Annotated in this window: 20 protein-coding genes; 13 read left to right on the top strand and 7 right to left on the bottom strand. The window is 70.0% G+C overall.

The window, feature by feature from the left end; genetic code table 11:
• Positions 1-177 precede the first annotated feature (177 nt).
• Positions 178-1,236, top strand: a complete 1,059-nt coding sequence (locus GF068_RS31800; RefSeq protein WP_338046653.1) for a peptidoglycan L,D-endopeptidase MepK — start codon at positions 178-180, stop codon at positions 1,234-1,236.
• 311 nt (positions 1,237-1,547) lie between these two features.
• Complete coding sequence (locus tag GF068_RS31795) at positions 1,548-2,222, top strand: sigma-70 family RNA polymerase sigma factor (RefSeq protein ID WP_338046652.1); 675 nt, start codon at positions 1,548-1,550, stop codon at positions 2,220-2,222.
• Here GF068_RS31795 and GF068_RS31790 read toward each other — a convergent pair.
• On the bottom strand, positions 2,219-4,738 hold the full coding sequence (locus GF068_RS31790) for a hypothetical protein (protein ID WP_153823265.1): 2,520 nt from the start codon (positions 4,736-4,738) through the stop codon (positions 2,219-2,221). The two genes, GF068_RS31795 and GF068_RS31790, sit on opposite strands and share 4 nt — an antisense overlap.
• Positions 4,739-4,772: 34 nt before the next feature.
• A complete protein-coding gene (gene kal/cle, locus GF068_RS46550; protein WP_153823264.1) occupies positions 4,773-6,110 on the bottom strand; it encodes a bifunctional 3-aminobutyryl-CoA ammonia lyase/3-keto-5-aminohexanoate cleavage enzyme in 1,338 nt (445 codons plus the stop codon).
• Between the two features lie 77 nt (positions 6,111-6,187).
• Between kal/cle and uppS the strand changes: the two genes are divergently transcribed.
• The 3 genes from uppS to GF068_RS31770 all read left to right on the top strand — a co-directional run bounded on the left by uppS (position 6,188) and on the right by GF068_RS31770 (position 9,277).
• Positions 6,188-6,958 (top strand): polyprenyl diphosphate synthase, encoded by a 771-nt coding sequence (gene uppS, locus GF068_RS31780; RefSeq protein WP_153823263.1) that lies wholly within the window; start codon positions 6,188-6,190, stop codon positions 6,956-6,958.
• Positions 6,959-6,960: 2 nt separating this feature from the next.
• Positions 6,961-7,788 (top strand): phosphatidate cytidylyltransferase, encoded by an 828-nt coding sequence (locus GF068_RS31775; protein WP_338046651.1) that lies wholly within the window; start codon positions 6,961-6,963, stop codon positions 7,786-7,788.
• 163 nt (positions 7,789-7,951) lie between these two features.
• A complete protein-coding gene (locus GF068_RS31770) occupies positions 7,952-9,277 on the top strand; it encodes a Glu/Leu/Phe/Val family dehydrogenase (protein ID WP_153823262.1) in 1,326 nt (441 codons plus the stop codon).
• Between the two features lie 64 nt (positions 9,278-9,341).
• Here GF068_RS31770 and ygfZ read toward each other — a convergent pair whose 3' ends face one another.
• Positions 9,342-10,280 (bottom strand): CAF17-like 4Fe-4S cluster assembly/insertion protein YgfZ, encoded by a 939-nt coding sequence (gene ygfZ, locus GF068_RS31765; protein ID WP_153823261.1) that lies wholly within the window; start codon positions 10,278-10,280, stop codon positions 9,342-9,344.
• A 209-nt stretch (positions 10,281-10,489) separates the two neighbouring features.
• On the opposite strand from ygfZ, the gene GF068_RS31760 reads away from it, so the two are divergent.
• From GF068_RS31760 to GF068_RS31745, 4 genes are read left to right on the top strand one after another with little or no spacing between them, the layout of a single operon-like run.
• Positions 10,490-11,761 carry a protein kinase domain-containing protein gene (locus GF068_RS31760; protein WP_170319791.1) on the top strand — a complete coding sequence of 424 codons (1,272 nt, stop codon included), beginning with the start codon at positions 10,490-10,492 and terminating at the stop codon, positions 11,759-11,761.
• Positions 11,739-12,746 carry a hypothetical protein gene (locus GF068_RS31755; RefSeq protein WP_153823259.1) on the top strand — a complete coding sequence of 336 codons (1,008 nt, stop codon included), beginning with the start codon at positions 11,739-11,741 and terminating at the stop codon, positions 12,744-12,746. Before GF068_RS31760 ends, GF068_RS31755 begins: the two co-directional genes overlap by 23 nt.
• Positions 12,746-14,281 carry an NHL repeat-containing protein gene (locus GF068_RS31750; protein ID WP_153823258.1) on the top strand — a complete coding sequence of 512 codons (1,536 nt, stop codon included), beginning with the start codon at positions 12,746-12,748 and terminating at the stop codon, positions 14,279-14,281. Before GF068_RS31755 ends, GF068_RS31750 begins: the two co-directional genes overlap by 1 nt.
• Positions 14,278-14,982 carry a biopolymer transporter ExbD gene (locus GF068_RS31745; protein WP_153823257.1) on the top strand — a complete coding sequence of 235 codons (705 nt, stop codon included), beginning with the start codon at positions 14,278-14,280 and terminating at the stop codon, positions 14,980-14,982. Before GF068_RS31750 ends, GF068_RS31745 begins: the two co-directional genes overlap by 4 nt.
• 15 nt (positions 14,983-14,997) lie before the next feature.
• On the opposite strand, the gene GF068_RS31740 is transcribed toward GF068_RS31745, so the two are convergent.
• The 4 genes from GF068_RS31740 to GF068_RS31725 form a co-directional block, all read right to left on the bottom strand.
• On the bottom strand, positions 14,998-15,726 hold the full coding sequence (locus GF068_RS31740; RefSeq protein ID WP_153823256.1) for a hypothetical protein: 729 nt from the start codon (positions 15,724-15,726) through the stop codon (positions 14,998-15,000).
• Between the two features lie 347 nt (positions 15,727-16,073).
• Complete coding sequence (locus GF068_RS31735; protein ID WP_153823255.1) at positions 16,074-16,589, bottom strand: hypothetical protein; 516 nt, start codon at positions 16,587-16,589, stop codon at positions 16,074-16,076.
• Between the two features lie 33 nt (positions 16,590-16,622).
• Positions 16,623-17,144, bottom strand: a complete 522-nt coding sequence (locus tag GF068_RS31730) for an EF-hand domain-containing protein (protein ID WP_153823254.1) — start codon at positions 17,142-17,144, stop codon at positions 16,623-16,625.
• Between the two features lie 82 nt (positions 17,145-17,226).
• A complete protein-coding gene (locus GF068_RS31725) occupies positions 17,227-17,589 on the bottom strand; it encodes a hypothetical protein (RefSeq protein WP_153823253.1) in 363 nt (120 codons plus the stop codon).
• A gap of 259 nt (positions 17,590-17,848) precedes the next feature.
• On the opposite strand from GF068_RS31725, the gene GF068_RS31720 reads away from it, so the two are divergent.
• The 4 genes from GF068_RS31720 to GF068_RS31705 all read left to right on the top strand — a co-directional run bounded on the left by GF068_RS31720 (position 17,849) and on the right by GF068_RS31705 (position 22,878).
• Positions 17,849-19,102 carry a vitamin K epoxide reductase/DsbA family protein gene (locus GF068_RS31720; protein ID WP_153823252.1) on the top strand — a complete coding sequence of 418 codons (1,254 nt, stop codon included), beginning with the start codon at positions 17,849-17,851 and terminating at the stop codon, positions 19,100-19,102.
• Complete coding sequence (locus GF068_RS31715) at positions 19,099-19,797, top strand: OmpA family protein (protein ID WP_153823251.1); 699 nt, start codon at positions 19,099-19,101, stop codon at positions 19,795-19,797. Before GF068_RS31720 ends, GF068_RS31715 begins: the two co-directional genes overlap by 4 nt.
• 62 nt (positions 19,798-19,859) lie before the next feature.
• Positions 19,860-20,450 (top strand): TlpA family protein disulfide reductase, encoded by a 591-nt coding sequence (locus GF068_RS31710; RefSeq protein ID WP_338046650.1) that lies wholly within the window; start codon positions 19,860-19,862, stop codon positions 20,448-20,450.
• A 37-nt stretch (positions 20,451-20,487) separates the two neighbouring features.
• Positions 20,488-22,878 carry a bifunctional serine/threonine-protein kinase/formylglycine-generating enzyme family protein gene (locus tag GF068_RS31705; RefSeq protein ID WP_153823249.1) on the top strand — a complete coding sequence of 797 codons (2,391 nt, stop codon included), beginning with the start codon at positions 20,488-20,490 and terminating at the stop codon, positions 22,876-22,878.
• Positions 22,879-22,962 lie beyond the last annotated feature (84 nt).

Genomic DNA, 22,962 nt, shown 5'->3' with positions numbered 1-22,962 from the left:
TCGCACCCCGGCCAATCCCCGGGCAAAATAGTGCTTTACGCATCGAACGGTTCCGCGTACCGAAGGTAAGACAGCCTGGGGTGCCCAATCGTATCGAGCACCCCGATAACGTTGAACGCATCACACATGGACGCTTTCGCCCCGACACCGCGCCGACGATCGTTCCGGCTCCGCTGCGTGGCCTTGCTGGCCGGCGCAGCGGCGGCGCTCCTCTCAGTATACGCCGAGGCGGGCGACGTCGTTCATGTCGTGTCCAGGGGCCAGGTCCTCGTCCACATCGCGAAGCGGTACCGCACGACGGTGGAGGCGATCCGGGCGGCGAACGGGCTCAGGCCCGGTCAGTTCCTCAAGCCGGGCCAGGAGCTCGTGATCCCCGAGAAGGGGAAAGAGGCGGAGGCCGCGAAGAAGGCGGCGGCGCGGCGAGCATCCAAGGAAAGCGGCGGCAAGAAGGGCGCATCCGCGAAGGAGAGCGCCGCCGCGGGCAAGGGGAAAAAGAAGGGCGAGGCCAGGCCCGCGAAGCCGATGCCGCTCGTCATGAAGCCGAAGCGGCCGGGCTTCGTGAAGATGGTGCGGGGCAGCGAGCGTCTGGAGACGCAGCTCCTCACGAAGCACGGGCGGCTCGTGCCGTCGGCGTTGCCGAAGCTCGGCAAGATGATGCGGCACGCGCAGTCGGGGGCGAAGATCGCGATCGATCCGCGCCTCGCCACGCTGATCGGCATGGTCAGCGATCACTTCGGCGGACGCACGATCCACATCACGAGTGGCTTCCGCCCCTATTCTCCCACACAGTACACCAAGGACTCCAAGCACAACCTGGGTCGGGCGATCGATTTCAGCATCGAGGGTGTTCCGAACACGAAGCTGCGCGATTTCTGTCGGACCTTCCGCAATGCTGGGGTAGGTTACTACCCGAACAGCTCATTCGTTCACCTCGACGTTCGGACGACGAAGGCCTTCTGGATCGACTACTCCAGGCCCGGTGAGGCCCCCCGCTACGATTCCCCAGTGGCTCGAGCCTCCGCGGACGAATCGACAGCGGACGTGGATCAAGCGCCTTCGGGCGCTACCCCCGCCCCCTCGGGGTCGGGAAAAGAAAAACCCACCACGCCCCACACGCCGGCAGGTGGGTCGGGGGATACCCATCCCCCCCCTTCGCAAGTCGTTGATCCCTCAACGGGAAACTCGAACTCCCAGGATCCGACGCCTCGAAACGCGCCGAAGGCGGGTCAAGACTGACCCAGGACCCGTAGGGATTTTCCTGACTGTCCGAGGGAAATTTCCTGGTGCAGAATGCGTGGTTTAGATTCGTTTGCGGTCCTTCTCTGGAGGACGGGACCAGTGTACGTTTGGGACGAGCCGTTCCTTGCCACCTCACAGGGATGTGCCACGAACGTGGCTTACATCACGAGGTCCCTGAACAGATGCAGCAGTCCTACTTCCACCGACAGGATGTTCAGGAACGAGACGCCACCGTCATCGCCCAGGCGGATCTGAGCGGGTGCACGGCCATGGTGTCGCCCTGCGCTCAGCAACGACCGGAAGGCACGGTGGGCCGCTCGCTCCTCGACGCCCCGACGTCCGACACGCGGCCACGGCGCAGGGCAGCCCAGGAGGGAAACCTTCCGCCGGTGTGCGCCCAGACGCTCAAGAGCTACCTGCCGCTCGTGAACCAGGTCGTCACGCAGATCGCGCGGCGGCTGCCGGCGAACGTGCTCCGGGACGACCTGCTCGCCGCAGGCGTGTTCGGGCTGCTCGACTCGCTCCGGAGGAACGGCGGCAACGAGGGCGAGACGTTCGAGTGGTACGCGCGCATGCGCATCCGCGGCGCGGTGGTGGACGAGCTCCGCGCCCAGGACTGGCTGAGCCGGCGAAGGCGCGCCGCCGTGACGGCCGCGCGTGACGGCGCGACGAACCCCACGCGCCCCACGACGTGCCTCGTGAGCCTGCACGACCTCACGCCGATCGAGGAGCAGGTGCACCTCGTCGCCGAGGACGAGGACCCGGCGGCGGCCTACGAGGCGCGCGAGTCGTACCGCGCGCTCTTCCGAGCGATGGAGCAGCTCCCCGAGCGCGAGCGGCAGGTGGTCGGGATGCACTACTTCGACGGCAAGAAGCTGAAGGAGATCGGCGCGCACCTCGGCGTGAGCGAGCCGCGGGTGTCGCAGCTCCACGCGCGCGCCCTCGGGCGGCTGAAGATCTTGATCCAGCGAGCAGCGGCTTAGTTCGGTTTCGTAGGACCAACCAGCGTCGAGGCCCGGCCCCGCAGGGGGCTCTCGAGCACGTAGAGCGTGGTCTGCTCGTAACGCGCCTCGGGCAAGGTGGCGCCCCCGGCGCGGTGGACGAAGGCGTTCAGGTGCGTGCCTCGATCGAGCGCGACGACACGCGCGCAGCCGGCGTCCACGAGCGCCTCGGTGGTGGCCTCGTCGGTGTCGAAGGTGGTCGACGCGACGAGGACCGCGCCATCCGGGAGCGCGCAGAGGGCCGCGCGCGGGCGCATCGAGCCGACGACACGCGACTCGGGCAGCGGGCGACCTTCATCCGCGGTGAGAGGGAGCTCGGTCGCGTCGGCATCGGGCGTGGGCGTGAAGCTCTCGCTCTTGTCGATGCGCACGGGGCCGTCGCCGACGACGAGCACGCCGGCGCCGGCGCCGATCTTGAGGCCGATGGAGCCGTCGATCGCGAGGCCACGCGGGCCCTTGCGGCGGCCCGTGCCGAGGCCGACTGCGGCGAGGACGTGGGGGCGCTCGGCGTCGCCGAGCGTGCCGGGGAAGGTGCCGCCGAAGCGGTGCGAGAGCTCCTTCTCGCCGGCGCGGATGTGGAAAGTGAAGCGCTCGGGCGCGAACCAGGCGAGGCGCACCTGCGCGCCGAGCTTGGAGACGGTCGCGGCGAAGATGCCCGGCTGCCAGAGGGGCGCAGGTTGCGTGGCCGGATCGGGCTCCCACGTGGCGCCCTCGGGCAGCGGCGCGTCCGGGTTCGCCTTGCGCTCGACGACGTAGACGAGCTCGGTGGGCGAGCCAGTGAGCGCGCGCTCGGGCAGAAACGACATGCCGGGCACGTGCGCGCGCGCGTCGAGCTCGTCGCCCTTTCGCTGGAAGAAGCCGAGGCCCGTGGGATCGGGGCTCGTGGCGAGCGGGAGGGCCTCGCGGCAGCCGGCGAGCACGAGCGCGCGCGCGAGCAGCTCCGCGGAGAGGGCCTCGCCCCAGCCGTAGATCAGGTGGCCCGCCTCGGTCACGCCGAGCGCCGAGCGGTCGAGGAGGACCGCGTCGGCCTCGGAGAACGTCCCGACGCGGCCGGCCGTGACGAGCGGCGCGCCGGTCTGCCGGAGCGCGCGGATCTCCTGCGGCACGTCCTCGCCGAAGGGCCAGGCGCCGATCGAGGGGCGACCAAAACGATCCACGGCGAGCGTGTGCACGTCCGCGCGCGGCGGGAGGAAGGTGCGGCGCTCGACGACGAGGCCGAGCGGAGGCGTGTTTGCCGGCGGGCCTGCGGCGAACGCGGCGACGGCGGAGGGCACGTCGGCGGCCGGGATACGGCCCTCGCCGCGCAGGCCCGTGGGGATACGCGGCGCGAGGGTGCCGGGCACGGGGCGGAGCTCGAGGCGGCGGCCATCGAGCGCGACGAGGTGCACGACCGCGTGCGGGCGATCGGGATCGGGGCGGACGAACGTCGTGAAGAGCGCGGGCGGTGCCTCGGGCTTGCTCGCCGGCAAGGGATGGACGCCGGGCGCCGGGATCCAGAGGCCCTCGCCGGGCATGGTGCGCTCGCGCTTCGTGGCCACGCGCGGCGGCGGGAAGCCCTCCTCCGAGGCGGTTTCGCTCGCCGGTGGGGCCGGCAGCTCCGGCGGCGGGGACGACGTCGCCTCGCGGAAGCGAAGGGCCCTGGTGCGGAGGCTCGTGACGAGCCGCTTCACGCGGCCCGCTGCGCCCTCGCCGACGAGCTCGCGCGTGGTCGCTTCGAGGAAGCGCGACCAGGGGGTCACGTCGTGCGGGAGGCGCTGCGCCGCGAGGGCGTACGCGTCGCGCGGGCCCGGGTTCACCGAGGCATCGGCGAGCGTCACCGCGGCGGGCAGCGCGTCCTCGCCGAGGGCCATCACGAGCATGTCCTGCGTGAGCTCGAAGCGCGCTTGTTTGGGCGGCGCGCCGAAGAGGACCGCGGTCTCGCCGATGCCCCGGAGCGCGCTCTCGGAGAGCCAGTTCTCGACGGCGGCGCGCAGGCGCTCGCTGCGGGTGCGCGCCTGCTGCAAGGCCGCGTCGCCCGCGAGATCGAGGATCGTGAGCCCCTGGACGAGGCCATCCGCGCTCGTCGCGTAGGCCGCCCAGCGGCCGTGCGCCACGAGGTCGTGCTCGTGCCCGAGCGGCGTGTTCGTCAGGTTGACGACCCGGCGCACGGCGACCGGCCGACCCCCACGGGAGATCCGCACCTCGGCGCGGTAGAGGTCATTCGTCGGCGCGAGATCGGTCCCGCTTGGCCGCGCCGCCAGGAAGAGCACGCGGCGGCCGATCAAAGCGTCGTGGATCAGGCCGCCGCGCTCTTCCCAGATGAAATCCTCCGGGCCCACGGAGCCGTTCACGGAGGCGCCGAGCATGGCCGCGATGGCCTCGACGCTCCGCGCGGGGGGCGCGGGGCTCGTCGCGACGCGGATCACGAGGGCGACGAGCGTGATGCCCAGGACGAAGAGCCCTCGCGAGCGCGCGTGCGCCGCGAGGTTGTCGAGAAAAGTTCCTCGCGACGACGTCATGACTTCCGGGGGAAATTCCTTCGAGATCGGACGATCACGTGGCAGCCGTGGTGATGCCGAGGAGCCGGCGCGCGCGGTCGGGATCGACGACCTCGCGGCCGAGGCTCTTCGCGTAGGCGGCGGCGCGCGCGACGAGCGGCGCGCTGCCCTCGGCGAGGACGCCCTTCTCCAGGTAGATGTTGTCCTCGAGGCCGACGCGCGCGTGGCCGCCGAGCTTGATCGCGAGCTCGGTCATGGGGCGCTGGTGCCGGCCGACGGCGGCGACGGCCCAGCTCGCGCCGGCGGGGATCTGCGAGCGCATGAAGCGGACGACCTCCTCGCTCGGCATGATGGCGCCGGGCACGCCGAGGACGAACTGGAAGTGCAGCGGCTCGCCGATGAGGCCCTCCTTGAGCAGCGCGAGCGCCTCGTGGATGTGGCCGACCTCGTAACACTCGAGCTCCGCGACGCTGCCGGCCTCGCGGATGCGCCGCGCGATCGCGCGGATGTCGGGGCGCGTGTTGACGAAGATGTCGTCGCCGAAGTTGATCGTGCCGCAGTTCAGCGTGGCCATCTCGGGCTTGCACACGAGCGGGCCGAGCCGCTCGTCGACGCTCATGCCCACGGCGCCGCCGGTCGAGGTCTGGATGATGACGTCGGTCTTCTCGCGGATACGCGCGATCGCCTCGCCGAAGAGCTCGCTCGACTGCGAGGGCGAGCCGTCGGCGTTGCGCACGTGCAGGTGGATCACGGAGGCGCCCGCGTCGCGGCACCGAGCGGCCTCGTCGGCGAGCTCCTGCGCGGTGATCGGCAGGTGGGGCGTCTGCGCGCGCGTCACCTCGGCGCCCACGATCGCGGCCGTCAGCACGAGCGGCGACTCGGGCGGCGTGACGATCACGTGTGGCGGAGGTGTGATGAGCGGGCGCGGCTCGGGCAGCTTGGCGACGAGCTCCGGGCCGGGCGAGGAGAGCGCGGGGAGCACGAGGCGCGGGCGGCGCTGCAGATCCTTCGGCACCACGCACGTGCCGAGCGCGCGGCAGACCACGACCGGCTCGGCGAACGCGTCGGCCGCCGAGGCCGGCAGCGCGGGATCGCGCACGTTGGCGATGACCTTGCGTGCTTCGAAGGCCATCGTGCGCGACGTGTTGCCGACCTTCGTGATGACGCCGGTCGCCTCGACGTAGTCGCCGGCACGGACGGGCGCGAGGAACTCGACGGCCTCGTAGGCGCGGAAGAGGCCCTCGTCGCCGTCGAGGCGGATGAGCAGCTCCGTGGCGACATCGCCGAAGAGGCCGAGGATACGAGCGCCATCGACGAGCTCGCCCGCGTAGTGGGCGTCGTGGGCTCCGATACGGACACGAAGCGTGACGGTCAAACCTAGGCCGATGCTCATGGCGGGAGACTCAACAGTCGACAGTCGGTAGTCAACAGGGGAAACTGCGCGCCGTTGTTGGGGCGTTCAAGACACTGATGACGTACGTAGACGCGAGCAACCTGCCACACCACGTCGGGATCATCATGGACGGCAACGGCCGCTGGGCCGAATTGCGCGGCGAACCTCGTGAGGCTGGCCACAAGGCGGGCAGCGCGGCGGTGCGTCGGGTGGTCCGCCTGGCGCGGCGGCTGGGGCTGACGGCGCTGACGCTGTACGCGTTCAGCGAGCAGAACTGGGCGCGGCCGACCGGCGAGGTGGACGCGCTGATGGGGCTCTTGCGGGAATTTCTGGTCACGGAGCGGAGCGAGATCCTCGACAACGAGATCCGCCTCGTGGCGATCGGCGACCTCGAGCGCCTGCCCCCGTTCGTGCGGGAGGCGCTCGATCCGCTGCGCGACGCCTCGGGCGACAACCGCAAGATGACGCTCGCGCTGGCGCTCTCGTACGGGGGCCAGGAGGAGATCGCGCGGGCGGCGCGGGACCTCGCGATCGAGGCGCGCGAGGGCAGGCTCGATCCGCAGGCGATCGACACGCGGGCGATCGCCGCGCGCTTACCGAGCCTCGGCGTGGGCGAGCCCGACCTCATCATCCGCACGGGCGGCGAGCATCGCATCTCGAACTTCCTGCTCTTCGGCGCGGCCTACGCCGAGCTCGCCTTCACCGACGTGCTCTGGCCCGACTTCACCGAAGAAGACCTCTTCGAAGCGCTCGCGAGTTACCAGAAGCGCGAGAGGCGCTTCGGACGCGTGCTCTCGCATGTTACCTCTCCGCCGGCTTCGCCCCTCGGCGATGCGATGAGGGTTTGACCGTGGCCCGTAGCAACCTCGCGATGCGCCTGCTCTCGGCGCTCATCGCCATCCCCCTCCTCCTCGCGCTGCTCTACCTCGGCCCTGCGTGGGGCTGGGCGCTCTTCCTCGCGCTCGCGCTCGCCGTGGGCGCCATCGAGCTGTTCGGCATGACGCACCCGCTGGATCGCGCCTCGCGGATCCTCGGCGTCCTCCTGTCGCTCGGCGTGATGGCGACGCTCTGGTTCTTCACGACGAACGCGGCTGCGCTCGTCGCCCTGGCCTTCCTCCTGCCGACGGCCGCGCTCTTCATCACGCTCGCGCGGCTCGGCTCGATCGAGACGGCGGCGCTCCGGGCGATGGCGATGGGGTTTGGCCCGCTCTACCTCGGCGGCGGGCTCGGCTCGCTCGCGCTCTTGCGGCGTGACGGGCTCGACTCGGGCCCTGGCTTCGTGCTGCTCGCGCTCGTGCTCTCGTGGTTCAGCGACACGGGCGCGTACTTCGCGGGCCGGTTCCTGGGCAAACACAAGCTCTACGAGGCGGTCAGCCCCAAGAAGACGGTCGAAGGCGCGCTGGGCGGGCTCGCCGCGGCCGTGCTCGGGGCCGTCGCGGGGCACTACGTCTACCTGAAGAGCTTGCCGCTCACGCACGCCATCGTGCTCGGCCTCGTGGCGGGTGGGCTCGGCCAGGCGGGGGACCTCGCCGAGTCGATGATCAAGCGCTCGGCCGGCGTCAAGGACTCCGGCGGCATCGTCCCGGGCCACGGCGGCATCCTCGATCGTGTCGACGCGCTCATGGTGACGGGGACGTTCACGTACATCTACGTCCTCTTCTTCTGGCCGCGCCCGTGATCGCCCGCGCTCCGCGTGGATACGGATTGCTGCGTCGCACAATGGCAATTTTTTCGCGAAAACGCCGATGACGCGTGGCATCGGCGATTGACGCGCCTCAGGCGTGTCGGAGCGCGAAACAAATAATGGATTTGGGCTTTGGCACGGACTAGAACGGCCCCCCATGGATAACCAGCCGACGGTGAACACTGCCGGGTCCGTGAGCGTGCCGCCAGCCTCTGCCGAGAAGCACCACAAGTACGAGTTCTTCAAGGTCGTACAGGGTTATCTCGACGAGGCCGCCGGCGTCATCGGGTTGCCCGAGTACATCCAGACGATCCTGAGCCAGCCGAAGAACGAGATCATCATCAACTTCCCGGTGAAGATGGATGATGGGACGATCCGGCTCTTCAAGGGCTACCGCGTCCAGCACAATAACCTGCTCGGCCCGTACAAGGGCGGCATTCGTTATCACGAGAGCGTCTCGCTCGACGACGTCAAGGCGCTCGCGGCGATGATGACCTGGAAGTGCGCGCTCATGAACCTGCCGCTCGGCGGCGGCAAGGGCGGCGTCAAGTTCGATCCGAACAAGGTCTCGCGCGAGGAGCTGCAGCGGATCACGCGCCGGTTCTTCCATGCGCTCGGCTCGAACATCGGCCCGGACACGGACATCCCGGCGCCGGACGTCGGCACGGACGCGAAGGCCATGGCGTGGGCCATGGACACGTACATGAACACCGTCGGCAGCCTGTTCCGGCAGTCGGTCAAGGGCGTCGTGACGGGCAAGCCGGTCGCCGTCGGCGGCACGCTCGGCCGCGAGAAGGCCACGGGCCAGGGCCTCGTCTACTGCATCCAGGAGTGGGCCGAGGAGCGCGACTTCCAGCTCGGCGGCGCGACCTTGATCGTGCAGGGCTTCGGCAACGTCGGTTCGTTCACCTCGCTCATCCTGTCGCGGCTCGGCGCCTCGACGATCGCGGTGGGTGATCACACGGGCTACCTCTACAACCCCGAGGGCTTCAACCCGCACAAGCTGCAGGACTGGGTCAAGAAGAACCGCTCGATCGCGGGCTACCCGGCGGGCAAGTCGATCAGCCGCGAGGAGTTCTTCAAGATCAAGGCCGACATCCTCATCCCCGCCGCGCTGGAGAACCAGATCGGCATCGAGGAGGCGAAGAACCTGCAGGTCAAGCTCGTGGCCGAGGGCGCGAACGGCCCTTGCTCGCCCGAGGGCGAGAAGATCCTCATCGAGCGCGGCATCGACATCCTGCCCGACGTGCTCGCGAACGCCGGCGGCGTGACCGTCAGCTACTACGAGTGGGTGCAGAACAAGCGCTCCGAGCACTGGACGCTCGAGGAGGTCGACGAGCGCCTCGAGAAGGCCATGCAGCGCGCCTACCGCGAGGTCGTCGAGCTCGCGCGGCAGAAGAAGTGCTCGATGCGCGTCGCCGCCTACGCCGTCGCGCTCCAGCGTATCGCCTCGGCCTACGGCGAGCGCGACATCTTCCCCTGATCCTCCCGGGGTAGGGGCCGTCTTTGCGGCGCGCGTGTCTTCGGACCCGCGCGCCGCTTTTTTTTCAGGCGACCACGGCCGCTCGCCCCGCCACCAACAGCGCCGTCCCCTTCGTCGCGTGCTTGTACTTCACGTACGCGAGCGCCACGACGCGCCCCGCATCGGGCCCCTTCGCCACGCTCGTCACGTTGCCGATCACCTTCCCGGCGGCGTCGGTGATCTCCGCGGAAGGCGCGAGCTCCGCGTCGCCCTCGATCGAGATCGGCACGAGCTTCTTCTTCGCGTGCCCGCGCGCTTGCAGCATGAAGACGACCTCCTGCCCGAGGTAACAGCCCTTCTGGAACGAGACCGCGTAGGGCTCGAGCGACGCCTCCTGCGGATAGTTCTCGTCCGTATAATCCTTGCCCCAGCGCCCGAGGCCGATCTCCACGCGCAGCGCCTCCCACGACGCCTCGTCGGCGACGAGCACCGGCGCGGATCCTTGCTGCCCCAACTCTTTCTGCGCCAACCGTTCGAGCGCGGCGTCCACCTTCGCGGGCTCGAACGCGAAGACCGCCCCGCCCTTGCCCGACATGTCCATGGACGCGGCGGCGAGGGCGCCGTGCGCGCGCGCGAGCGCTGGCAGCTCCTTCGCCGCGGGCCCATGCGCGACGATCCACGCGACCTCCGCGCTCGTGTCCTCGAGCTCGACATCCTCCATGATCACGTAGTGATCGAAGTGCTCGGTCAGCGCCCCGATCCGATCGCGCGGCGCGCTCACGAGGATGTGATCGTCGTCGATCAGGACACGCAGCTCGGCGAGGATCTTTCCCGTCTTCTGGACGGCGAACCCGTACGCGCCTTGCCCTGCTTTGAGCGGCGCGAGGTCGCAGGTGATCATGCCGTTCAGCCAGGTTTGTCGATCCTTGCCGCGGATCGAGAGCGTCCCGAGCTCGGGGGCGCGGAGGAGGAGCGCGCCTTCGTGGAGGGCGCGGCGGAGCGTGGAGAGGTCGTGGTCGCTCATGGCAGGGTTTCCATGGTCCCGCCGAGGGGGTGGGGCAAGGCACGAAGACCGGCGGGCGGACGCGGGCGGCGCGCCGGGCTCGCGCCATTGGATCCGAAATGTGATGATTGGAGCAGAAACCATTCAATGCGCTGAATGACGCCGCGAGCATGCCCCCGGCGCTCTCCTGCTTGAACCGCGGCGCGCGGACGGGGTACGATGGGCCCCACGTGAACGCCTCCCCGAAAACGGAGCTATTTCCTGGCTCGATTTTCCACGGTCACTACCAGATCGTGCGTACGATCAACGCTGGGGCGATGGGCGTCGTCTACGAGGTCCTCGACCAGAAGACGCGGCGGCGGCGCGCGCTCAAGGTGATGCTGCCGAGCATCATCCAGAACGAGGAGATGCGCGAGCGCTTCAAGCTCGAGGCCACGATCACCGCGGAGATCGTGAGCGATCACCTCGTCGAGACCTTCGACGCCGGCGTCGACCCGGAGACGGGCGCGCCGTTCCTCACGATGGAGCTGCTCCAGGGCGACGACCTCGCGAACCTCTTGCACGAGCGCGGCAGGTACGCCGCGGCGGAGCTCGTCACGCTCCTCTGGCAGATCGCGCGTGCCCTCGACAAGACCCACGCGGCGGGCATCGTGCACCGTGATCTCAAGCCCGAGAACCTGTTCGTCACGTACCGCGACGACGGCTCGCCGCGCGTGAAGGTGCTCGATTTTGGCATCGCGAAAATGGTCGCGCAGGCCGAGGCCGCGGACCGGCACACGCGCAACCTCGGCACGCCGCCCTACATGTCCCCCGAGCAGATCACGGGGGACGGCACGATCGGGCCTCGCTCCGACCTGTATGCGCTCGGGCATATCGCTTATGCATTACTCGTCGGGCAGCCTTACTGGATGGAGGAGTCGAAGACGAGCGAGACGGTGTATGCGTTCCTGATGACGATGATGCAGGGCGCGAAGGAGCTGCCCACGCGGCGCGCGAAGCGATACGGCCTGAGCTTGCCCGAGCCGTTCGACGCGTGGTTCGGCCAGGCGACCGCGGTGGACCCTGCGGCGCGATTCGAGCGTGCTTCCGATCAGATCGCCGCGCTCGCGGCGGCGCTCGGCGTGGATCTCCCGGACGGCAAGCCGGCCGCGCCCGTCCCCGCGAAGCCCCCTTCGAACGCGAACAAAAAGCTCGGGCTGCTCGTCGCCGTCGCCATTGCGGCGCTGCTCCTCGGCGTGGCGCTCGTCATCGTCTTCGCCCGGCGGCCCGCGGACGAGCCCGCCTCCTCCACGCATATCGCCCCTGCCGCGAGCACCCATGCGGCGCCGCCCGAGCCGCCGCCGCCGCCTCCCGCGCCGCCCACGACCACGCCCGAGACGGCGGCGTCGGCGCTCCCCTCGGCTCTGCCTTCTGGCTCGTCCCGCGCGAAGCCTCCCTCCGGCAAGGCCCCCTCGAAGCCCGCCACCAAGCCATCCTTGTATGACCAGCTCAAGACGCTTTAGCCATTCCAGGACAACCCCCTGGCTCGGCCTGCTCTCCGTCCTCTGCGCGGCATTCGTGTCGCCTCGCCCGGCGGCCGCGGCCGAGCCTGCGGTGCCGGATCCCGCGGCGCTCGCGCTCTTCGAGAGCGCCCGCGAGCTCGTGGAGAAGGGCGATTGGGCTGCCGGCTGCGCCAAGTTCGAGGCGAGCTTGATGGTGTATGCCGCGCCGAGCACGATGCTCAACCTCGCGAGGTGTTACGAGCACGAAGGCAAACTCGCCAAGGCCTGGAGCGCGTACAAGCGGGCGCTCGTCCTCAATCAGGAGACGCCCGGCGCCGAGCGAAAAACCGCGCTCGAGACGATCGCCAAAGAGGGCATCACCCAGATCGAGCCGAAGCTGCCGCGCGTGAAGCTCACCGTCACGGACGCGCCCGTCGGCCTTTACATCACGCGCAATGGCCAGGAGGTCCCGCGGGCCATGCTCGGCAGCGTCATTCCCGTCGATCCGGGGCCGCAGACGATCGCCGTGCAGGCGCCGGGGCATCGCGCGTTCCGCAAGTCCTTCACCGCGACCGAGGGCAAGACCGAGGACGTCGTCATCACGCTCGTGCCGGAGGGCGACGCGGACGCGCTGGGGGGCGGGCGTATCCCGGCGTGGGCCTGGGTCGCGGCGGGTGGCAGCGTCGCGCTCGGCGTGACGGCGGCGGCGTTCCGCATTGACCAGGCCTACATCGAGGGGCGGCAGGAGGCCCTCTGCAAAGGCGACCTCGCGCGCGGGTGCCCGCCGCGCTCCGAATACGATCCGACGGACGACAATGCCCACAAGCGGCGCAATTTCGGGCTCTTCGTGGGCTTCGGCGCCGGGAGCGTGCTCGCGCTCGGCGCGGCCGTGACCGGGTTCGTCATCGGCGCGAAGACGCCCGCGCGGGGGACGGCGAAGGGGCCCGTCGTCGTCCCGCTGCTTGGTCCGAATGTCGCGGGAGCTGCCATCGGGGGTCGATTTTGATGAAACGTTTCCTTGTTCCGGTCGCATCGGTCCTCCTCCTCGTTTCGGCGTGCCTCACGCCGGACGCCGTCCCCTCCCCTGAGCGCCCGGACGCGGGCATGGGCGGGGGCAGCACGCAGAGCAGCTCGTCGAGCGCGGGCGGCGGCGGCGCGGGCGGATCGGGCGGATCGGGCGGCGCGGCGACGGGGGATGTCCTCTGGGGGAAGGGATTCGGCAAGGACCTGGTCTACAACCACCGCGGCGCGGCCGTCGCCGTGGATCCGACGGACGACGCCATCTACCTCGCGGGGACACACGAATCGTCGTTTTCGCTCGGCATGGACGACCTGACGCACGCGGGGTTCACCGACATCTTCCTCGGCAAATTCACCCCCGTGGGTGAATTGCAATGGGCCTTTCGGGCCGGTGACATTCTCGCGCAGCACGTCCAGGCGGCCGCCGTGAGCGCCGATCGCCACGTCTTCCTCGCCGGCGGCTTCGAGGGGGAGCTCGTGCTCCCGAACGGCGTCACGCTCCCGAGCACGAGCGGCTACGCGGACGTGTTCGTCGCGAAATTCGATCACGAAGGAGCGACGTCATGGGCGAAGGGGTTCGGGGACGGCTCCACGCAGGCGAAGGTCGCGACGGGCCTCGCGGTCGATACGAAGGGGCACGTGGTCCTCGCCGGGTATTTCAGCGGAACGCTCCAGTTCGCGGAAGGCCAGTTCATCAATACGATGGACGGCGGCCGTGACCTCTTCCTCGCGAAGCTCGACGTGGACGGCAATGTCCTCTGGGCCAAGCGCCTGGGGGATGGCGACGCGGGCGACGGCTCGCCCCCGCTGCCTCGTGTCGTGGTGGATCACGAGGACAACATCGTCGTCACGACTTCGTTTGCGGGCACGATGAACCTCGGCGGACCACTCGCCCCGGTGGGCAGCGTCGGCGGCAGCGCCATTCTGCTCGCCCGGTTCGCCCCCGACGGCGCGCCGCAATGGCAAGAGGTCTTCGGCGCGGCGGACGCCGAGCAACACGCCCGCGCACTCGCCGTCGACTCGAAAAACAACATCCTCCTCACGGGCGACATGGCCGGCACCGTCAGCTTCGGCGGCGAGCCCCTCTCGACCTCCGCGAATACGGACGCGGACCTCTTCGTCGCGAAGTTCGTCCCCGACGGGGCGCACGTCTGGAGTTTCCGCGCAGGCAGCGTGGGATCGCAGGAAGGAAAGGCAATCGCCGTGGACGCGGCGGACAACGTGATCGTGACGGGCAGTTTTGCCAACGTCCTGCAGGTCCCCGGGAGCGAAGCGCTCCTGAACAGCAAGCTCGGCGCGAGCGAATCCGATCTCTTCGCGCTCAAGCTCGACGCCGGCGGCACCTACCGATGGGCCAAGGCATTCGGGGACAGCGCGGAGCAGAAGTCCGAAGCGGTGGCCGTCGACCGGGAGGGGAACACGATCTTCGCGGGATCTTTCCAGGGGAAGATCGATATCGGCGCCCAGGTTCTCGAGAGCACCGGCAATGACGATGTGTTTTTGATCAAGCTCTCGCCGTGAACCAAACGGTCTCCATGCGAATCACGTCGCTGCTCCTCTTGCTCCCGTGCCTCGCCGCGTGCCAGGCCAGCGCGCCGACGCCGCCCGTGCAGCCGCTCCCCGTGCCGACGCTGAAGGTGGTACCGGCCGTCCCCTACGACCTGCCGCGGGCCGCGGAGTGGGCGGACGTCGTCATGGTCTCGAATGTCGGGCTCGACGCGAATGGCGCGATGACGCTCGATGGGAAGCCGATCTCGTCGGACGACGCGTTCCGGAGGGCGGCGACGCGCGCGCGTGAGCAGACCCCGGATCTCCGGATCCTCATCCACGCCGACGCGCGGGTCCCGTGGCGATACGTCGTGCACGTGATGACTCTCCTGAAGCAATCCGGCATTCAGAGGTTCGCCTTCGGCGTCGTCAAGCCGAGCACAGGCGCCCTGGCCCTGGGCAGCCCACCCCCCGCGGCCCCGAATGCGTGGGATTGCCCCTTCCCGAAAGCGGCCGACGCCGCAGAGATCGACGAGGCCACCGTCGTGCTCACGGTCGCCGTGAGCGCCGAGGGAGCGGCGGAGTGGGTGCAAATCAAGAGCGACCCGGGCCACGGGTTCGGGATGGCCGCGGCGCAATGCGCGATGCTGAGGAGATACGCGCCCGGGCGTGACGACGAGGGAAGACCCAAAGCGGCGGTGACGCCGCCGATCCGGGTCCGGTTCATGCGATAGGGCCGAGCGGCCGCCCTATTTCTTTGCCTTCGCCGCCTTCGCCGCGCGGTTCGCGTCCTCGCGCCGCTGCTCGAGCTCGTCGAGATAGCCGAAGACCTGCGCGTCGAGGTCCCGCGGCAGGTCGGGCGAGATGGCCACGTCGTCCGCGACGGCGCCGCGCACGCGGTTGAGCAGGGCGACACATTCGGAGCGGAGCTTGCCGGCGCTCTTGCGGCCGTCGGTCCCGGCGTCGGCGCGCTGGCTGAGCAGCGTCGAGAGCTTCTTGCCCGTGGTGACATAGGCGGTGGCCCAATCGTGGAGCGTGCCGCCGTAGGCGGTGGGGAAGAGCTTCAGATCGGCCTCGAGCTCGGTCAATTTGCCCTCGCGCGTCGTCGCCGCGGCGGCCTCGTCGGCGTAGCTGTCGCGCAGCTCGTCGAGCTCGGGGATGAAGGCGGCGCGAATCCGCTTGGCCGCGGCGACGAGTATCGGATCCGCGCCGGGGAAGCGGAGATAGGCCTCGGTCGTGAAATAGATGGCCCCGCCGAGGCCATCGTACTCCCCGTCGGTCTCCTCGAGCTCCTCGGCGAGCGGACGCCCTCCAGTGAGCGCCGGCGGGAGGTCGTCGACGAGGTTTTTCTTGATGGAGAGCGCGGGTACGTAACTCTTGCCGAGCGACGACTGGGTGAGCGCCGGGAGGCGCTGGCCGAGCAGGTCGTCGAGGCCGAGCTTGAGGTCGGCGAGGTTGAGAAAGTTGAAACGTCGCATACGTGGCGCACGGTACAGGCGAGCGAGGTCATCAGCAAGCGGGAAGGCATGCCGGCAGGGCTTCGAGGTGGCTCGGGGGAGCGGCGAAGGCCTGGCGACAGGGCTTCGAGGTGGCTCGGGGGAGGTCGGAAGCTGAGCGGCAGGGCTTCGAGGTGGCTCGGGGGAGCAGCGAAGGCCTGGCGACAGGGCTTCGGGGTGGCTCGGGGGAGCAAGGAAGGCCTGGCGACAGGGCTTCGGGGTGGCTCGGGGGAGCGGCGAAGGCCTGGCGACAGGGCTTCGGGGTGGCTCGGGGGAGGTCGGAGGCTCGGCGACGGGGCGTGGAGATGACCGGGGTGACACGTGTCCGCTCAGCCCCCCGCCTCCTCCCCCATCACGACCGGACTCCCCTCCCCCACCTTCATCCAAACCGCGCTCTGCTCCCCCTCGTAACAGACATCCCCTTCGTGCCGGAACTCGAACGCATACCGCACGAACTGCTTCGTCGCCCCTCGCCGCCCGCGCACCTCGCGACACGTCGCGAGGATCGGCTCGCCCGGCGGCACCAGCTTGCGGAAGACCACCTGGTAGAGGTGCGTCCCGTAGCCGATCCAGCCCGCCGCGTGGCGCATTTCGTGGAGGTAATACGAATGGATGAAGCCGAGCATCCCCGACGCGTGCACAAGCGTCCCGCCCGCCACGTGCCGCGGGTGGCGCAACGGGTGCGCGCGTTGCGAGGTCGTGAACGGCAGCGGCTTGTCCGTCGGCATCCGGCAGACGATACGTTTTTCGGCAGGGTCGAGCTCCACGATCGCGTCGAAGAGCAGGACCTCCGGGTCGTACGGTAGGTCGGCCAGGAACGCCTCGTCGAACGGCTGAAGGGGCATACGCCGCGTGGTAGCAAGGCCCCTCCCCGCGCGTCAACGCGTCTGTCGCCCCCTGTCCGGGAGCAACGCCCGCACACCCTCGTGAAGCTCCCTGCGCGAGATCATCCCGTCCTCGTCACGATCCATCAGGACGAACAGCTCGTCGACGGCGCGGTCGGCCGCCTCGCGCGCCTCCCCGGCCGTGATCGGCTCGCCCCATTGCAGCCCGATGCGCCCCTCCAGCGCGTCGAGCTCCTCGCCCGTCATCCGCCCCGTCACCGCGCCGAGCGCCTGGGACAGCCCCGGCATCGACGCCGTCGTCGCTTGCGCCTCCTCGGCCGAGACCACGCCGTCCGCGTCCCTGTCGGCCTCGAAGAAGATCGCGCCCACGAGCATGTTGAGCTGCGTGCTCGCCTCCGACCGATCGATCCTCCCATTGCCGTCCGTGTCGAGCCCGAAGAATGCGTGATCGAGCAGGGTGGGCTCCTCCGGCCCTTGCCCCTGCGCCCCCGCCACGCTCGCCGCCGCGATCGTCGCCAGCACGACGAGCCCCTGCGCCAACCTCCGTGATGCCATGGCTCCGCCTCCCTGAACGGGCAAAAGGGGGAGCCAACGCCGAGCGCGTCGCCCCCCCGCATTACATGCGTGAGATCCGGAGCTACCGCTGCTGCTGCGGCGCAGGCGCAGGCGCAGGCGCCTTGCGGATCTGGACCTCGAGCCGCACCTGATCACCCTCGTTGTAGTTCTGGAGGGACGCGGGCGGGAAGCGGAACTCGAGCTCCCCGTGCTGCTGGGTCTCGACCTTCAGCTTGCCTTCCTCCCGGTCGATGTTCGTGATCTTCCCGGTCATCTGCTGGCGGCTCACGCCCGCCTGCTGCTGGGCCGGCTGCCCCTGCTTGTACTGCTGCATGCCCTGCTGCTGGCCGGCGCCTTGTTGCTGCTGCGCGCCGCCCTCGGCCATCGCGAATCCGGCCGTCGCCGTGAGCGCGGCCGCGGCCATCAGACCAAAGAGCTTCTTCATGGTTGTCGTCTCCTCCGACCCATTCGACCCTCGAGAAGCCGGGCCATGACGAGCCCGGTTCCCCCCCCGAGGTCCCGGTGGGCCTCCACGCTCCCGCCTCGCAACGGTGGTGCCGTCCGGAACCGGGACGGATTTCGGACGCCCGCTCGGCGCTCGGCGCGGCCGTCTGCGCAAACCGGAGACGCTCGGTCGCGTAGCCTACTTTGCTCCACCCCAGAGACCGTTTGACGGCCCCCGGCTGCCGGCGTAAGCCCTTTCCATGACCAGCGCAGCTCGTCGCTGGCCCTCGGCTCTGGCGCTCGTCGCCTCGCTGATCGGGCTCGTCTTTGGGGGGTTGTCGACGCTCGATTATTCGAGGCACCTCGACCGCCAGGTCCACGACATTCACTGCTCGTTCATCCCCGGGCTCGCCGCGGGCGGGGCGGGGGAGAGCGCTTGCCGCGCGGCGATGTACAGCCCGTACTCCGCGCTGTTCCGCGACAGGTACTGGGGCGGCGTGCCGATCTCGCTGTTCGCGGTCGGCGCCTTCGCGTTCCTCGCGGCCTACGCGCTTTACCTCCTGCTCGCGGGCCCCACGGCCCCGCGCCGCGCCGCGCAGTTCTACGGCGCCGTGAGCCTGACGCCGCTCGTCGTCTCGGGCCTGATGTTCGCGATCTCGGCGCTGAAGCTCGGGCAATATTGCAAGACGTGCGTGGGCATCTACGTCGCCTCCGTCCTGCTCGCCGTGGCCGGGGTCGGGATCCTGCTCGACGCGCGGGCGAAGGGGGCGGCGCCCGCGGCCGAGGGGGGCGCGGAGGGCGCTCCTGCTGCGGGGCGGCCCACGGGCTCGCTCTGGCTCGTGCCGGCCTGGCTCGTGGCGCTCGGGGTCTTCACGATCACGCCCGCGTTGCTCTACCTGAGCGCGCTGCCGAGTTACGCCTCGTACATCAGCGGCTGCGGCAAGCTCGCGAAGCCCGCCGAGGACAATAGCGCGCTCCTGCGGCACACGCCGGCCGGGGCGAGGCAGCAGGCGACGCTCTTCGTCGATCCACTTTGCCCGACCTGCAAGGCGTTCCACCAGCGCCTCGAGGCCGACGCGATCTTCGAGCGCCTCGACACGACGATCGTGCTCTTCCCGCTCGACAACGAGTGCAACTGGATGCTCGACCGCCCGCTGCACCCGGGGGCCTGCCTGGTCTCGAAGGCCGTGCTTTGCGGGGAGAACCGCGCGGTGGACGTGCTCGCGTGGGCCTACGACAACCAGGAGCGGCTGCTCGAGGGCGCGAAATCACCGGCGGGCCTCGCCACCGTGCGCTCGGCCATCCGGGAGAAATGGTCCCACCTCGACGCGTGTATCGATTCCAAGGAGACGAAGCTCCGGCTCGACAAGATGCTCCGTTACATCGTGGACAACAAGCTGCAGGTCTCGACGCCTCAGCTTTTCCTCGGCGACACGCGGCTCTGTGACGAGGACAGCGACATCGGCCTCGCCTACAGCATCCGCAAGCTCGCGCCGAACCTGGGGATGCGATGAAATACGCTGGAATCATCGGAATCGTGGCGGGCTGCGCGCTGCTCGTGGGGTCGGCGGCCGGGGTGCACGCGGAGGTCCGGTCCTCGGCGGAGCGGCTGAAGACGGGGATCGCGGAGTCGGTGAAGCCGGCGGTGGCGATCGCGAACGACGCCGAGGCCTCGTATTGCACGCCCAAGTTCAAGGAGGTGCTCGCCCGGGTGATCCACGCGTGTGGGCTCGAGGGCGGGGCGGCGCGGCGGGGCTGCCAGCCGGCGGACGTGAAGACGCTCGCGTCGATCAGCGACGACGATTTCAACGCGCTGTTCACGCCGCTGAAGGAGCGCGGGGGCGTCGTGATGTTCGACGACGGCTCGGAGAAGCTCGACGAGGACGGCAAGAAGATGCTGGAGGACCTCTGGGTCGAGCGGAAGGGCGCCCGGTATTTCTTCATCGTCGCCCGCGCCTCGAAGACGGGCACGCCGGACTTCAACCGGTCGCTCTCGCACAAGCGGGCGAACAGCGCGTTTTTCCACGTCGGCGACAGGTTCAAGGAGCCCGACCTCGACAAGCAGGTGGGCCTGCTCTGGCTCGGCAACGAGTTCGCCCAGCTCGGCAAGGATTATTGCGAATGGAACGTCTCGCGGAAAGGCAAGCCCTGCGCCGCGGAGGCCATCAACCGGAGCGCGTTCGTGTCATGGGTCGACTGTCAGCTCTGATTCTCCCGCTCCTGCTGCTCGCAGCATGCGAAAATGGAGGGGCGGAGAAACCCGCGCCGCCCGTGACCGGTCGTAGCAATGCGGTCACCGCGCCGAATGGCGGGGGCGCGACGAGCCCCGCCTCGGCCGCGCCGTCCACGAAGCCGGCGACGCCCGCCGCGCCTCGCAAGCTCTGCGCCGACACGACGGCGCGCCCGGCGCCGAAGGGCGCGTTGAAGACGGCGGCCGCCCCGGGGGCCGCGGCGCTGCCGGCGAACATTTCGTTCGGCGTGGGCAAGTGGGTCTGGGTGAACCTCTGGGCGGCCTGGTGTGGGCCGTGCAAAGAGGAAATGCCCCGGCTCCAGAACTTCCAGAGCCGGCTGCGCAACGCCGGGGTGATGATCGACCTCGCGTTCGTCTCGCTCGACGACGACGAGCGACAGCTCGCCCGGTTCCTGGAGGCGCAAGGCCAGGCGGGCGTGCGCGCCTCCTACTGGCTGCCCGAGGGCGGCGGGCGGGATAGCTGGACCGCGGCGCTCGGGGTCAAGGACGCGGGCAACCTGCCCGTCCACGCGCTTTTCGCCCCCAGCGGTCAGCTCGCCTGCCTGATCCAGGGGGCCGTCGAAGACGGGGACTACCAGGCGATCGTCGACATCGTCGGCGGGAAAAAATGACGCGCGGCGCAGAGCGAGGTAGGGAGTAGCCCCGCCCATGTCGGAGCCCGAAAAGAACCGCGATCCCTTCCAGCTCTGCGGCACCACCATCGAGGGCAAGTACCGCGTCACCCAGGTGATCGGCGACGGCGGCTTCGGCGTCGTCTACCGCGGCGAGCACATCGGTTTCGGCGAGAGCATCGCGATCAAGTGCTTGAAGCTGCCCGCGGAGCTCGGCGAGAAGCAACGCGCCCAGTTCCTCGAGCAGCTCCGCGAGGAGGGGCGGCTCTTGCACCGGCTCTCACGCGTCACGTCGGGCATCGTGCAGGCGCTCGACGTCGGCGCGTTCGTCACGCAGAACGGCACGTGGGTCCCCTACCTCGTGCTCGAGTGGCTCGAAGGCGAGACGCTCGGCGAGCTCATCAAGAGCCAGAGCTCGCGCGGGGGCATGAACACGGCCGAGGCGATCGGCCTGCTCGAGCCGGCGGCGCGCGCGCTCGCCGTCGCCCACGCGCAGAAGATCGCGCACCGCGACGTGAAGCCCGCGAACCTCTTCGTCACGGACGTCGGCGGCAAGCGCACCGTGAAGGTGCTCGACTTCGGCATCGCCAAGGTGCTCACGGAGCACGCGAGCTTCACCGAGGCGCTCGCCGCGACGAGGCAAGGGCCAACCGCGTTCACGCCGCGGTACGGCGCGCCCGAGCAGTTCAACAAGCAACGCGGCGCAACCGGGCCGTGGACCGACGTCTTCGCGCTCGCGTTGATCTTCGTGGAGCTCGTGAGCGCGCGCAAGGCGCTCGAGGGCGACGATCCGACGGAGCTCTACATCATCGCGGCGGATCCGAGCATGCGGCCGACGCCTCGCGCGCGCGGCGCGCAGGTGAGCGAGGCCGTGGAGCGCGTGATCGAGCGGGCGCTCAGCGTGGAGCCGAAGCACCGCTACCCCGACGCAGGCGCGTTCTGGGACGCGCTCGTCGCGGCCGCGACGGGCGAAGGCGCGGGCGCGAGCCGGGTTTCGTCCCCGGACAAACTCGCGGCGCTGCCGCCGACGATCCAGGAGGCACACGCCGACAGCCTGCTCTCGACGGCCGAGTTCGCCGAGAAGAAGCAGCTCGGCGTGGTCACGGAGCAAAGGAGCGGGGCGGGGGGCCTGCGCAGCAGCGACCCGTTCGGGCCCACCGAGGCCGCGCCGACGATCGCGAAGCCGGGCGCGAGGCCGGCCGGCGCCGACGCCACGCGGGATCGGGATCCGATGGCGGAGACGCCGCTCGGCGAGCGCTTGCCGCAGCCCTCGCAGACGGGTCCGAAGCAGCCGAGCGCGACGCCGCTGCCGACACGAGACAACACGGAGCGGACCGGGCTCGACGCGACGGGGATGCCGCAGGGGAAAAACAAGCCGGTCTGGCCCTGGCTCGTCGGCGCGCTTCTCGTGGGCGGCGGGGCGCTCGGCTACACGCTGCTCACGATGGGCTCGCCGAAGGGCAAGCCCACGGACAAACCCGTCGCGAGCGCGACCGCGAGCGTGAAAGGGAGACCCTCGGCCGTGCCGAGCCCGACGCAGCCGACGGCCCTCGCCAGCGCGAGCGCGAGCGCATCGGCGATGCCCTCGGCCTCGGCCGCCGCGCCCTTCGTGCCGCCGCGGGACATGGTCCTCGTCGCGCCCGGCACGGCCAAGCTCGGCGAGGGCCCGGATCAGCGCGAGGTGACGCTCACGAAGGGGTTTTACCTCGACGTGATGGAGGTGACGACGGGGCAGTACCGCGCGTGCGTCACGGCCGGCAAATGCCCGTCGGCGAAGCAGGTCGTGTTGCCGCCGGAGAGCGCGGCGCAGCTCATGGCGGCGGCCGACGCGGAGGAAGATCCCGCCGCGAAGGTCAAGCCCGAGGAGTTCGCGCAGGCGTGGACGCCCAAATGCAACGACACGCGCGACGCGGCCGAGCACCCGATCAACTGCGTCACGCACGCGGCGGCCGTAGCCTACTGCTCGTTCCGCGAGCGCCGTTTGCCCACGGAGGCCGAGTGGGAGCTCGCCGCGCGTGGCACGGCGGCTCGGATCTTCCCCTGGGGTGAAGGTGCGCCGACGTGCAACCGCGCCTGCTTCGATCGCAACGGCAAGTGCATCGAGGGCAGCGAGGGCGTGGCGACGTGCCCCGCGGGCGGAAGGCCCCGCGATCGCACGCCCGACGGCCTCTTCGACATGGGCGGCAACGTGGCCGAGTGGGTCGCCGACGGTTACGCGTCGCCGCCGCCCGCGGGCGCCGATCCGTTCGGCCCGACCAGCGTGCCCATGCGGGTCGTGCGGGGCGGCAGCTTCCTCGACGCGGCGAACCACATCCGGGCGAGCCACCGCATCGGCATCGTCCCGAACACGGCGCACGTCACGATCGGGTTCCGTTGCGCGCTCGACGCGCCGCCCGAGCCCGAGCCTGCGCCCACGCCCGCGCCCTGACGCACCCCGCCGCATCACGCGCGCTGGGAAAACGTTGACATGGACGTAAAAGTTGGCGAGTTTCTCTGCGCGGCGGGGGGCCTC

Origin of the sequence: Polyangium spumosum, assembly GCF_009649845.1 — a bacterium.
In the GTDB taxonomy this organism is placed as follows: domain Bacteria; phylum Myxococcota_A; class Polyangia; order Polyangiales; family Polyangiaceae; genus Polyangium; species Polyangium spumosum.
This window is presented reverse-complemented; position numbering and strand designations above follow the sequence as displayed.